The 11655-nt window shown below is 60.3% G+C and carries 12 protein-coding genes; 9 read left to right on the forward strand and 3 right to left on the reverse strand.

Going from position 1 to position 11655, the window contains the following annotated elements:
• Positions 1 to 31 precede the first annotated feature (31 nt).
• The 3 genes from H585_RS0116635 to H585_RS0116645 all read left to right on the forward strand — a co-directional run bounded on the left by H585_RS0116635 (position 32) and on the right by H585_RS0116645 (position 3627).
• Positions 32 to 1093, forward strand: a complete 1062-nt coding sequence (locus H585_RS0116635) for a phosphotransacetylase family protein (RefSeq protein ID WP_027368651.1) — start codon at positions 32 to 34, stop codon at positions 1091 to 1093.
• Positions 1094 to 1374: 281 nt separating this feature from the next.
• Entirely contained in the window at positions 1375 to 3198 is a 1824-nt protein-coding gene (locus H585_RS0116640; RefSeq protein WP_027368652.1) for a methyl-accepting chemotaxis protein, read from the forward strand.
• A gap of 138 nt (positions 3199 to 3336) precedes the next feature.
• Positions 3337 to 3627, forward strand: a complete 291-nt coding sequence (locus H585_RS0116645; RefSeq protein ID WP_027368653.1) for a hypothetical protein — start codon at positions 3337 to 3339, stop codon at positions 3625 to 3627.
• Positions 3628 to 3705: 78 nt separating this feature from the next.
• Here the strand turns inward: H585_RS0116645 and H585_RS0116650 are convergent, their stop codons facing one another.
• Entirely contained in the window at positions 3706 to 5916 is a 2211-nt protein-coding gene (locus tag H585_RS0116650) for a putative bifunctional diguanylate cyclase/phosphodiesterase (RefSeq protein ID WP_027368654.1), read from the reverse strand.
• A 183-nt stretch (positions 5917 to 6099) separates the two neighbouring features.
• Here H585_RS0116650 and H585_RS0116655 point away from each other — a divergent pair, with 183 nt between their 5' ends.
• The 3 genes from H585_RS0116655 (at position 6100) to H585_RS0116665 (ending at position 8800) form a co-directional block, all read left to right on the forward strand.
• Positions 6100 to 7440 carry a 4Fe-4S binding protein gene (locus H585_RS0116655; protein WP_051183187.1) on the forward strand — a complete coding sequence of 447 codons (1341 nt, stop codon included), beginning with the start codon at positions 6100 to 6102 and terminating at the stop codon, positions 7438 to 7440.
• A 161-nt stretch (positions 7441 to 7601) separates the two neighbouring features.
• Positions 7602 to 8087 carry a response regulator gene (locus H585_RS0116660; protein ID WP_027368656.1) on the forward strand — a complete coding sequence of 162 codons (486 nt, stop codon included), beginning with the start codon at positions 7602 to 7604 and terminating at the stop codon, positions 8085 to 8087.
• 260 nt (positions 8088 to 8347) lie between these two features.
• Positions 8348 to 8800, forward strand: a complete 453-nt coding sequence (locus tag H585_RS0116665) for a hotdog fold thioesterase (RefSeq protein ID WP_027368657.1) — start codon at positions 8348 to 8350, stop codon at positions 8798 to 8800.
• A gap of 44 nt (positions 8801 to 8844) precedes the next feature.
• Here H585_RS0116665 and H585_RS0116670 read toward each other — a convergent pair whose 3' ends face one another.
• A complete protein-coding gene (locus tag H585_RS0116670; RefSeq protein ID WP_005986269.1) occupies positions 8845 to 9279 on the reverse strand; it encodes a methylglyoxal synthase in 435 nt (144 codons plus the stop codon).
• 218 nt (positions 9280 to 9497) lie between these two features.
• On the opposite strand from H585_RS0116670, the gene H585_RS0116675 reads away from it, so the two are divergent.
• The 3 genes from H585_RS0116675 (at position 9498) to H585_RS0116685 (ending at position 11175) form a co-directional block, all read left to right on the forward strand.
• A complete protein-coding gene (locus H585_RS0116675; RefSeq protein ID WP_027368658.1) occupies positions 9498 to 10004 on the forward strand; it encodes a hypothetical protein in 507 nt (168 codons plus the stop codon).
• Between the two features lie 287 nt (positions 10005 to 10291).
• Positions 10292 to 10744, forward strand: coding sequence for an aspartate 1-decarboxylase (panD, locus tag H585_RS0116680; protein ID WP_027368659.1), 453 nt, complete (start codon positions 10292 to 10294; stop codon positions 10742 to 10744).
• A 140-nt stretch (positions 10745 to 10884) separates the two neighbouring features.
• On the forward strand, positions 10885 to 11175 hold the full coding sequence (locus H585_RS0116685; RefSeq protein ID WP_027368660.1) for a YciI family protein: 291 nt from the start codon (positions 10885 to 10887) through the stop codon (positions 11173 to 11175).
• Between the two features lie 246 nt (positions 11176 to 11421).
• Here the strand turns inward: H585_RS0116685 and H585_RS0116690 are convergent.
• A partial coding sequence (locus H585_RS0116690) for an IS5 family transposase (RefSeq protein WP_027368661.1) occupies positions 11422 to 11655 on the reverse strand: 234 nt, incomplete at its 5' end.

Below are 11655 nucleotides of genomic sequence, written 5' to 3' on the forward strand. Positions count from 1 at the left end.
CCGGCGGTTATGAATCATAAGGAGAGCGATCATGGCAGGCATCTACGTGGGCTCCACCTCGTCCTACTCCGGAAAGAACCTGTTCGTCCTGGGCCTGGGATTGTGGTTCAAGAGCCGCGGCTATTCCGTGGGCTACATGAAGCCCGTGGGCGCGCTGCCCATCGAGAAGAACGGCCGCATGGGCGATGAGGACGCCTTTTTCGTGCAGGACGTGCTCGGCTTGTCCCAGGATCCGGCCGAAGTCACGCCCGTGCTCGTGACCCAGGACTTCAAGGCCAGGGCCTTCGCCGCGCCCTGCGAAGGGTTGCGTGAGCTGTGCGTCGAAGCCTACGAAAAGCTCTCCGAGGACAAGGATATAATGCTCGTGGGCGGCTCGGGCAGCATGTATTCGGGCCGCTACTGCGATGTTGACGGCGTATCCCTGGTCAAACGGCTGGGCATCCACGCCGTGATCATCGACCGCTTCGACAAGGAGCTCAACTACGACTACCTGCTTGTACTCGGCGAAGCCCTGGGCGATCGGCTGGCCGGAGTGATAATCAACGACGTGCCCCAGGGCGCCATGGAGGAAATCGAGGGCATGATCGCACCGCTCCTGGAACGCCAAGGCGTCAAGGTCCTGGGTATCCTGCCGCGCGATCCGCTGCTCGGGGCCATCAAGGTTGCGGACCTGGCCGAGCGCATGGGCGGGCGCATCATCACCGCGCACCACAAGGCTGACCGCGTGGTGGAGGACTTCCTCATAGGCACCATGCAGGTGGAGAATTTCCTGACCCACTTCCGCCGGCGGCGCAACGCGGCGATCATCGTGGGGGGCGACCGCTCGGACGTGCAGCTCGTGGCCCTGGAGGGCGACGCGCCTTGTCTCATCCTGACGGGCAACCTGTATCCCAACGACATCATTCTTACCCGCGCGGAGGTCTTGGAGATCCCCATGGTTGTGGTGCGCGAGGACACCTTTTCCGTGGCCAAGAAGATGGAAGACATCCTGTCGCGACATAAGCTGCGCGACAAGGTCAAGATTCAGCAAGGCGCGCAACTTGTGAGTTCCAGGCTTGATCTGGAACAGTTGCGCAAGACGCTCGGGATTTAAGGCGACCTGCGGTTAGCTAAGTCTGTATGTCGTTAAGCTTGGGGTAAACGATTTCAATTTCCTGTATGCATCTACGCGGTCATGCACTGCTTGCTTCAACACAATACCTGCCGGAAGCACTGATTTAATTTCAAATTACTATCGCAACCCCGATTTTGCCTTCTTGAACATATGCCGCAATACCGCTTGCCTTGAAGCATGTTTTGGTGGCAAAATCGTTACAAATAGTTTCAGCGTATAGCGGATTGCAATCTTCAATGCTGCACGGAACGGGGTAAGGCATGTTCAGGCGCTTTTCCATCGGTAAGCGTATATATTTTCTGCTCTTTGTAATGATCGTGTTCGTGGCCGGAGTCATCCTGGCCTTCCTGAGCAACTCGCTGCGTGTTGCGGAGCTCGGAGTTTCCGAGGTGCAGGAAGTCATGATCAAGGATCACAAGAACCGGCTGTACGTGGCTACGCACTCCATGGCCCTGGCTCTGGGCGAAGCAGTGCGCGGTGCCGCCACCGAGGAGCAGGTGGAGATCATCCGCAGGCTCGTGGATCCCATCCGTTTCGAGGAGGATAAGTCCGGCTACTACTTCGTCTACCGCGGCACCATCAACGTGGCCCTGCCCACCAAGAAGGAACTGCAGGGCAAGGACCTGAGCCAGGCCAAGGATGCCAACGGCGTGTACTTCGTGCGGGAGCTGGACCGCCTGGCCAAGGCCGGCGGCGGATTCCTGACCTGGATTTTCCCCAAGCCGGGCCAAGGCGACCAGCCCAAGCTTGGCTACGCCCAAATGATTCCTGGCACGGACATGTGGATCGGTACGGGTGTGTACATCGACAACGTGGATAGTCAGAAGGCGACAATCGCGAATGACCTCCAGGGTGAAACCAAGGCCTTCACTTACGTTCTTCTGTCCGCTCTTGCCGTAATCTTCCTGGTGGCCGTGCTGCCCTTGTGCCTGCTCATCATCCGCAGCATCGTGCAGCCCCTGCGCCAGACCACGGACGCGGCCAACGAGATGGCCACGGGCAACCTGGACGTGACCTTGGACGCGAGAGGCCATGACGAGACCGCCATGCTGCAGTCGGCCTTAGTGACCATGGTTCGGCGGCTCAAGGAAAATATACAGGATCTGCGGCTGCAGGAGGAGCAGGCTCGCCTGCTGACGCAGGAAGCCGAGAAGGCCGCCCAGGAGGCCCGCGACGCCGGTACTCGGGCCGAGAAGGCCAGGCACGAAGGGCTGTGCCACGCCACGGAGCGGCTGGAGGGCGCCATCAACGCCATCAGCCAGGCCTCGGAGCGCATCGACCGTCTGGCGGGCACGACCCATGAGGCCACCGTGACCCAGCGCATGCGCATCGGCGAAACCGCCACGGCCATCGAGGAGATGAACGCCACGGTGCTTGAGGTCGCCCGCAACGCCAGCCAGGCGGCGTCCGACGCCGATGCCTCGCGCGGCAAGGCCAGCGAGGGCGAGCAGGAAATGGCCCACAGCCTGAAGGCCATGGAGGCCCTCAAGGTCCGCACCGAGACTCTCAAAGACAACATGCACGGCCTGGGTCGCCGGGCCGAGGCAGTAGGCCAGGTCATGAACGTCATCACGGACATCGCCGACCAGACCAACCTGCTGGCCCTCAACGCGGCCATCGAGGCCGCCCGCGCGGGCGAGGCCGGGCGCGGTTTCGCCGTGGTGGCCGACGAGGTGCGCAAGCTGGCCGAGAAGACCATGGCCGCCACCAAGGAAGTCGGCGCCACTATCCAGGCCATCCAGCAGGAGACCCGCCGCAACATGACGGACATGGACGAAGCTGCTTCGGCCATCCTGTCCATGGCCGAGATGTCCACGAATTCGGGCAAGAGCCTGTCCGAGATCGTCCAACTCATCGACAGGGCCGCGGGCCAGGTGCAGGCCATTGCCGCTGCCACCCAGCAGCAGTCGGCGGCCAGCGAGGAGATCAACAAGAGCATCGAGGAGGTCAACAGCCTGGCCGACGCCACGGCCGGGGGCATGGAGGAGGCCGCGAGCGCCATCCAGGAACTTACCCGCCAGACCCGCGAGCTGATGGCCCTGCTCGATGATCTCAAGCGCGAGAACGCGACCTGTTCGCTCTGATTCCGCCGCTCTAAATTGTGCTACGTGCCGCCCCGGCTATGCCATGCCGGGGCGGTTTACTCCCTGCCCACGCTCTATGTTGCCAGCATGTTTGCATAAGGCACGCCCAGAACCTGCGCGATGCGTTGGCAGGTTGCCATGCGTCGCGCGAAGCATGTCTGTCTGGTCTTAAAGCATTTTGCATTTCAGACGCTCCCTTCGGCGTTGACGGCGGAATTACATTCCGCCTACGCCTGCAGGGCGACAAGCCATGCCGACGCATGGCTTGCAGAGCATTTTCAAAAGCAAAATGCTCTAGTCGTCAAGTTCTTGAAAAATCTATTTATTATAGTTGCTTGCCAATTGAATTGCAGGGTCCAGGGAGCAAAGCCCTTCCCAGCTCTTATCGGGATGGTCTATAGCAGTTTGCAAACGAAACAAAAAATGTAGGTCCAGGGAAATCATTTCCCTGGCGGGTGAGAGTCCGAGAGAGGGCAGCGCCCTCTCTCGGTTCATCTGCGAAATACTCTAGTAAGTCAGGACGAGGCCGGCCGGCTTGGCCAGCAGATCCATCACGTCGCTGGCCGGCATGGGCCGGAAGTAGAAATAACCCTGGGCGAAGTCGCAGCCCCACTCCCTGAGTTTGGCGGCCTGCTCCAGCGTCTCCACGCCTTCGGCCACCACTTCCAGGCCGAGGTTCTTCCCGAGCGCCAGCACGGACTGCACGATAGCCAAGTCGCCGGACTTTTCCAGCATGCTGAGGATGAAGCTCCGATCGATCTTGATGGCGTCAAACGGATAGCGCACGAGGTAGCTGAGGGAGGAATAGCCGGTGCCGAAGTCGTCCAGGGCCAGGCTTACGCCCATGGCGCGCAGCTTGAGCAGCTTGCCCGTTACGTGCTCGTCGCCGTCCAGGATAAGGTTCTCGGTGATCTCCAGGCGCAGGCGCGAGGGCCGTACACCGGTCACGCGCAGGATTTCACTGAAATCGTCCACCGCATCGCGCTTGAGGAAGTATTTGGCCGACAGGTTGATATTGAGCAGAAGGTCGTGCGCCGCGGTATAGCGCTCGCTCCACAGGTCGAGGATCGAGCAGGCGTTTGCCAGCACCCAGCGGTCGATATCGAAGATGAGGCCGGCCTCCTCGGCTTGGGGAATGAACTCGCCAGGACTCACCAAGCCACGCTCGGGGTGGCGCCAGCGTATGAGCGCCTCCATGCCCGTAATGCGATTGCCGCGCAGGGATATGATGGGCTGGAAATAGAGTTCGAACTCGCCGCGCTCCAGGGCCTTGCGCAGGTCCGTTTCCATGCGCAACACTTCCCTGGCCTGTTCGTGCATGCGGCTGTCGAATATCTCGTAGACCGCGTTCCCGTTCTCCTTGGCGCGGTACATGGCGATGTCCGCGTCGCGCACGATCTCCTCGGGGCTGTCGTAGCGCTCGGTGTCGAGCACCACGCCGATGCTTGCGCCGGCAAACAGCTCGTGGTCGTCCAGAAAGAAGGGGCGAGCCAGGGCCTTGCGGATACGCTCGATGATCTTGAGCGTCTCCAATGGGTCGCTCAAACCGTCCAGCAGGATAGCGAATTCATCGCCTCCGAAGCGGGCCAGGGTGTCGCTGTCGCGGACGCACTCCGTGAGCCTGGCGGCGATCTCGCACAGCATGGCATCGCCGGCCGGGTGCCCCAGGCTGTCGTTGACCAGCTTGAAGCGGTCCAGATCCAGGAAGAGCACGGAAAAAATGAAATCAGGGTTGCGCTTGCCGCGCCGGATGGCTGTTCCGAGACGGTCCAGGAACAGGGCTCTGTTGGCAAGCTCGGTGAGCGCGTCGTGGAAGGCCAGATGGCGGAGCATGTCATCAGCTCGCCTGTGCTCGGTGATGTCCTCGAGCATGGAGATGAAGTAGTCCGGCTCGTCGTTCTCCTTGCGCACAAGGGTCACAATCTGTCTGCCCCAAACCAACGCGCCATCCTTGCGCAGGTAGCGCTTGGTCAGTTCGAAGTAGTCCCGGCGTCCCGCCTGCAGTTCATGGAAAAACTGCTTTGTACGTTGAACATCGTCGGGATAGATGTAGTCCGAGTAATGTAAAGCCCGAATCTCGTTCAGGCTGTAACCCAGAATGGCCACGCCGGCCTTGTTCATGTCCAGAATACGGCCATTCGGATCAATGAGAGCTATGCCGAAGCCGGCGTGCTCGAAAAGGGTGCTAAAACGCTGCTCGCTGCCCAGGAGCCGCCGTTTAACCCGCCTGCTTTCCGTCACATCCTGCACGATGCAGCACTGCAGGTCGCGGCCGTCATGGCTGAAGCGTGAAGAGTAGACCTCGACATCGCGCACCGAACCATCGGCCCGGCGGTGTCTGACGCTTGCATTGCCGCCGTTGGAGCCCAACGCCTCGGCCGGGAAATGTGCAGGGCAATCGGATGGATCGACGAGCAAGGCACGCAGGTCCATGGCAATCAGAGTCGAGCGGGAGTGTCCGTAGTAGAGCGCAGCGCTCTGGTTGCAGTCCATGATGCGCAGGGACTGAGCATCGACCAGGAGCATGACTGCGGCGTGTTCCGCAAAGGCTCTAGCCAGGAGGTCGCAGGGCAGGCTGCATTCCCCGTTGTTTCCACTGCGGCATGCAGTGGGATTTACCGCAGGGAAAGACTCTGGCGCGTGCCCAGGCTCGCGCTCCAGTGGACCCGCGCTTCCCTGCCCCTGGGCTAGGCCGTCTGAAGATTCGTCCTGCCTCATGCGTAGCTCGTCCCCGGCTGATCGTGCAAGTTTGAGAAGATCTGGACTGCAAAGTCCCTAAACTAATTTTTTATCCGGTAAACTATTGCGCCCTTTTTCTCAAATAACAATATCCAGGGCAGCATGCAGTAATGTGATGTAGATCAATGCCAGGGTCTTAAACTGATCTTACAATCAAACATCATGAGCAAAAGAATTTCTGTCTTTCAACGCATTCTGCAGGCGCCAACCCTGGCCGCAACGCTCGCGTGCCTGCTTCTGTCGGCGCACTTTCTGCGCCTGGGCCAGCCGGGGCTCACGGCGGCCTGGGCGGGCATGGCGGCTTTGGCCTTGTCGCCATGGGCCTTTGTGCGACCGGTTCTGTGCCTGGCTCTGGCCGCCGGCGCGCTCGTGTGGATCGACACGGGGGTGAATCTGCTCCAGTTCCGCCTGGCCGCCGGATTGGACTGGCTGCGTATGGCCGCTATTCTTGGCGGAGTGAGCCTGTTCACGCTCGGCTCGTCCGTGCTCATGGTCAGGCGCGCCGGTCAGGACGCCTACCCATTCTGGGAGGAACGCGCCGCGCCCATGGCCGCGGCCTTTCTGCTTACGGCCGGACTGTTGGGAATTGTCCAGGCCATGGCTCCTCTGCCTCTGCTCCTGGCCGAGCGCTACCTGCCGGGTTGGGGCCATGCCGAGATATTTCTTCTGTCGCTCTATGCCGCCTGGATCTGCGGCCTGTTGTTGGATCCCCATAAGAGTCCGCGCGTGCGGCCGCGAATCTGGCTGTTCTTCTCGGTCGCGTTTTTTCTCCAGCTTGTCCTGGGACTTGCCGGCCTGGAGCGCATGCTCATGACCGGCAAGCTGCACCTGCCCGTGCCGGCGCTCATCGCCGCGGGTCCAATCTATCGCGGAGGCGGTTTGTTCATGGCTATCCTGTTCGGGATTTCGGCGCTCCTGGCAGGTCCGGCCTGGTGCAGCCACCTGTGCTACATCGGGGCCTGGGACGACCAGGCCAGCCGTCGATCGGGCAGACGGCCCAAGCCCATGACCAGGACCGCCTGGGCAGTGCGAGCGGCCATTGCCGCATTTGCGTTTCTGGCCGCCTGGCTCATGCGCCAACTAGGGGTGCCGGTCGGCGTCGCCGTCTGGTCAGCCGCCGCCTTCGGGCTGGCCGGCGTGGGCGTCATGCTCCTGCTCTCACGGCGTCGTGGCTCCATGGTCCACTGCACGACATACTGCCCGATGGGCTTGGCGGCAAACCTGCTGGGCAAGCTTTCTCCCTGGCGGCTGCGCATCGACAAAGATTGCGGCCATTGCGGCAAATGTGCCGCAGCTTGCCGTTACGGCGCCCTCGATGGCTCAGCCTTCACGCGCGGCAAGCCCGGCTTGTCCTGCAGCTTGTGCGGCGACTGCCTGCCGCGCTGCCCCCACGGATTCATCCGCTACAGCTTCCCCGGAGTATCCTCCTCCACTGCCCGTGCCGCCTTCCTGGTAGCCATGAGTGTTCTGCACGCTACCTTTCTAGGAGTGGCGCGCATGTAACAGCACTGTGCGGACCTCACCATGAGATGAGTTGAGCCGTATGGAATAAAGCAACGGCAATGGCTTGCACTTGAAACCAATTGGTTGTATAAGAAATCTTGTTTGAATATGCGAATGCTCACACGGTAAACGTATTTATTGTGTCCTTTTCAGAGGTGGCCATGCCTGCTCTGATTCCTTGCATGGTGGTCGAGGATGACCCCATACAGAACTTTGTCCTGCGGGAGCAGCTCAAGTTTATGGGTTATGCATCCCAAGGGGCGGAGAATGCGTTTCAGGCCTTGGACATGTTGGAACGGCGAGACTTCGCGGTTGCGCTCATGGATGTGCGCATGCCCGGAATGAACGGCTGGCAAGCCACGGAGACCATCCGCGCAAGCCCACGGCCATGGCGGGATATCCCAATCATTTGCGTCACGGCCTTTGCCTTTTTAAGCGACATCAAGCGCGCCTTTGCTTCAGGCATGGACGCCTATATCTCAAAGCCCTACGCTTACGAAACCTTGCGCAAGCTCATCCAGATGGTGCTGCGCGAGTCTGCCGAAGGCCGCATGTCGAACTGTGGCGAGCTGGCCTGCATCGAACATCTCACTCCCTCATGTTGCTATCGGCGTCGGCGCAGGCATGGCGCGGCTGTCTGCTTCTGATGCCTCTCCTGGCCTTGTCCACTCGATCGTCATGCATGTAAACCGCCCGGCGAAACGCCACGTCTAGCACACCCGCAACGGCAGATACGAAGCCGCCTGCACTGTGGGCTGTGCTGATTGTTTCGCCCAACGTCTTCCGCTAATATCTCCGACATAGGTTCGGACTACTTCCATAAAGCAAATCTAGCTTGCTAGCCCGCTTCAAGGGTCTTTCCCCCTCATAAGCCAGCCGCAGGCAATCCCCATCAAGGAGCCCGCACATGAACGCACAGGAAATGGAATCCTTCCGCGACTTGATCGAAAACCAGCTTCCCTTCAACAAGTTCATCGGCATCAAGCTGCTGTCCCTGGAGGCCGGGACCTGCAAGCTGTACATTCCCTACAAGGACGAGCTGATCGGTGACACTCGGCGCGGGGCGCTGCACGGCGGGGTCATCTCGACCCTGATCGATACCTGCGGCGGGTTCGCGGTCTGGAGCATGTGCGACATCACGGACAGGCTGTCGACCATCGACATGCGCGTGGACTACCTTAAGCCCGCGTTCGGCGACGACCTCGTGGCCGAGTCGCAGGTCAAGCTGCTGGGCAACAGAGTTGGTAACGCATCCACTGTCCTATATTCGCGCAACAATCCGGGGGGCATCCTGGCCGAAGGCAGATCGGTCTACAACATCCGCAGGGGCGAACCGACCGGCTCCGGCGCCAGCGCATAGCAACGCACGAGCGGGGCAGCATGGCCGCGACGGGGCCGCCTCGCTCACTCCTTCAACCTCCCCAAATGTTCGGAAAAGTCCCTCCTCCCCGGCTTATACGCGCTCCCGAACAGTCGGCTTTCAACAAGATAATCGGCCGTGGCGATATTGAACGCCGCCGGTACGTTGTGCAGCACGGCCATGCGCAGCAGCGTCCGCACATCCACGTCATGCGGCTGCGGGCTCATGGGATCGATGAGGAACACGAGTAAGGCGAGGCGGTCCTCGGCGATCATGGTCGCGAGCTGGGCGTCGCCGCCCAGGGGACCAGAGAGGAGTTGCGTAACGGACAATTCGGGAAAGGCCCTGGCCAGCAGGCCGCCGGTAGTCCCGGTAGCCACGATCTTGTGGTCGCGGAAACGCTCTTTATGGGTTGAAACCCAGGCCAGCAGATCGTCCTTGCAGGCGTCATGGGCCACGAAGCCGATGAATTGCGGCATGTTCTTCTCCTGAATGTGCATTAGGTCAGGCGCGGCCTCCAACCATGCTATCAGCAAAGGACAACATGCAGCCAGCCGCAAACGCCGCCAGCCCTGACGGTTTGCAGACAGTCGTCTTAATAATCTTAACTATATAATCACACTAAATATTTAATCATAATCAGCTTAATGGCCGATACGTCTTTAAACGGGAACTTAATTACCTGGAGGTATTCGCCATGGTATCAATCAATGCTGAGTACATTACCGGCTCGGGCGCGTCGCAATTGCTAGAAGGCGTGAACAGTACCGCTGCTTCCGCGACCAAGATAACCGAACAGGCAACAGGCGACTCTGTGGAAATCTCGGACGAGGCCTATGCCATGTACCAAGCGCAATCGAGCACGTCCAAGACCCAATCGGCCCAAGATTCATCCACGGAGCAGAACAAGAAGGAAGACACGGCCCAGGACGAAACCGAGAGCGACGATGCCGAAAAGACGGCAAGCGGCTCCGGCAGCGCATCCAAGCAAGCCGGCGGTTCGAGCCAGGCGGCAAGCTCGACAAGCAGTGAGGACGAAATCGAGGATCTCGAGCAGGAGATAGAAGAGCTGGAAAAGGAAATTCAGGCCCTGCAGGCCAAGGCTGCCAGTGACGAGGATGCCAAGACGCAGCTCCAGTCAAAGCGCGTGCAGCTTCAGCTCAAGCAGGCGGAATTGGTCCTTCTTGAGGACTCGCAGGAGTAACGTTTTCGTACGCTTGCCCGTTTGCACGGACGACAGCGCCAACCGGGAGCACGAGGCTCCGGCCCAAACGCGACGAGAAACTACAGGGCCGGCCAGCGCGATGTTGGCCGGCCTTTTCGCTTCAGTTCATGCCGCCTTGCCATGCGCCGACAAGTCATTAGAATCGGTGTTTCGCACTATGAATGCACCAGCCGCCCTCCCGATATTCGCGCAAGCGGAGCACGAACAGCTCATGTCGAACCGCTCGCAATCGACCGGGACTCGGCGGCACTGATACGGAGATTGCAATGACCGAAGCGACGCGCCTTTTCATGTACGGTAAGATCCACCGCGCCACAGTGACCGGCGCGGATGTCGATTATGTCGGTTCCATCACCGTGGACCCGCTGCTGCTGGCCGCCGCCGGCATCTATCCGCACACCATGGTCGACGTGGTCAGCGTGACCAGCGGCGAGCGCATCCAGACCTATGTCATCGAGGGTCCGGCGGGCGGCGGGGACATCTGCCTCAACGGCGCGGCTGCCCACAAGTTCCGCGCGGGCGACCTGGCCATCATCATGGCCTACGAGCAGGTCCCGTTGAGCCAGCTTCCAGGCCGCGTCAGCCGGGCCGTGCACGTGGACGGCCGCAACCGACTTGTGTCCGTAGACAAGCACGTAACCCCCAGCCTGGACGACCTGGGGCGCAACAGCCGCTTGGGCGAGAAGTACCGGAGCGTCCCGGAAGCCGAAAAAGCCTGAGCAGCCCTGGCCGCGCTACCGGGCTTTACTCTACCGGCGTGTTCCCTTAGCAAGGGCCGGTCGCATTCATAGCGCGGGAGAGCCGGCCTGATGACAGGCGCACGTTCCTCGCGCCGACCACAATAAAGGACGCGCTTGCCATGTTCATCGTATCCGTGACCTACACCGCCGATCTCTCCCAGATCGACGCGCACCTGCCTGCCCATATCGAGTTCCTGAAGAAGCACTTCGACGCCGGGAACTTCCTGCTCTCCGGCCGCAAGCAGCCGCGCACCGGCGGGATCATCATCGCAGCCATGCACAACGAGCAGGAGCTTTGGTCCATTCTGCGCCAGGACCCTTTTCACCTGCACGGAGTGGCCGAGTACGCGCTGACCCGCTTCCTGCCTACCATGTCCCGCGAGGACGTGGCGTTCCTGAGGGAAGTGTAGAGGCGCCCTGCAGACCGGAGGCGCTTTTCATCCAATGGCTGGATTCATCCCAAACGGGTGATGCGATCTGCCATGGCTTTGCCCGGTTTGAAGTTCTTCTCCAATTAGAGCATTTTGCTTTTGAAAATGCTCTGTAAGCCATGCGTCGGCATGGCTTACCGCCGCATAGGCGTAGGCGCAATTCACTTGCGCCGTCAACGCCGGAGCGGGCGTCTTAAAAGCAATCTGCTCTAGGGCCTGTTAACGCTATCTGAGCGCCTCTACAATTAGTGCCAAGGTGAGAAAGCCAAGGTACATGACATCGAGCTTGTCGTAGCGGGTAAAAATGCGCCTGTAACCTTTGAGTCGTCTGAATAGACGCTCTATCTCATTGCGCTTTTTGTACAGCTCCTTGTCATATTCCCAGGGTTCCAAGCGATTGGGGTTTGGAGGAACCACGGGAACAAAACCCAAATCTCGGCTCAGAGTTCTTGTTTCATT

It is taken from the genome of Desulfocurvibacter africanus subsp. africanus DSM 2603 (assembly GCF_000422545.1).
GTDB classification, from domain to species: Bacteria; Desulfobacterota; Desulfovibrionia; order Desulfovibrionales; family Desulfovibrionaceae; genus Desulfocurvibacter; species Desulfocurvibacter africanus.

Bases quoted from the DNA above. Each gene is read 5' to 3' on its own strand.
- H585_RS0116635 (WP_027368651.1), top strand. From the start codon at position 32: ATGGCAGGCATCTACGTGGGCTCCACCTCGTCCTACTCCGGAAAGAAC.
- H585_RS0116640 (WP_027368652.1), top strand. From the start codon at position 1,375: ATGTTCAGGCGCTTTTCCATCGGTAAGCGTATATATTTTCTGCTCTTT.
- H585_RS0116645 (WP_027368653.1), top strand. From the start codon at position 3,337: ATGCGTCGCGCGAAGCATGTCTGTCTGGTCTTAAAGCATTTTGCATTT.
- H585_RS0116650 (WP_027368654.1), bottom strand. From the start codon at position 5,916: ATGAGGCAGGACGAATCTTCAGACGGCCTAGCCCAGGGGCAGGGAAGC.
- H585_RS0116655 (WP_051183187.1), top strand. From the start codon at position 6,100: ATGAGCAAAAGAATTTCTGTCTTTCAACGCATTCTGCAGGCGCCAACC.
- H585_RS0116660 (WP_027368656.1), top strand. From the start codon at position 7,602: ATGCCTGCTCTGATTCCTTGCATGGTGGTCGAGGATGACCCCATACAG.
- H585_RS0116665 (WP_027368657.1), top strand. From the start codon at position 8,348: ATGAACGCACAGGAAATGGAATCCTTCCGCGACTTGATCGAAAACCAG.
- H585_RS0116670 (WP_005986269.1), bottom strand. From the start codon at position 9,279: ATGCCGCAATTCATCGGCTTCGTGGCCCATGACGCCTGCAAGGACGAT.
- H585_RS0116675 (WP_027368658.1), top strand. From the start codon at position 9,498: ATGGTATCAATCAATGCTGAGTACATTACCGGCTCGGGCGCGTCGCAA.
- panD (WP_027368659.1), top strand. From the start codon at position 10,292: ATGACCGAAGCGACGCGCCTTTTCATGTACGGTAAGATCCACCGCGCC.
- H585_RS0116685 (WP_027368660.1), top strand. From the start codon at position 10,885: ATGTTCATCGTATCCGTGACCTACACCGCCGATCTCTCCCAGATCGAC.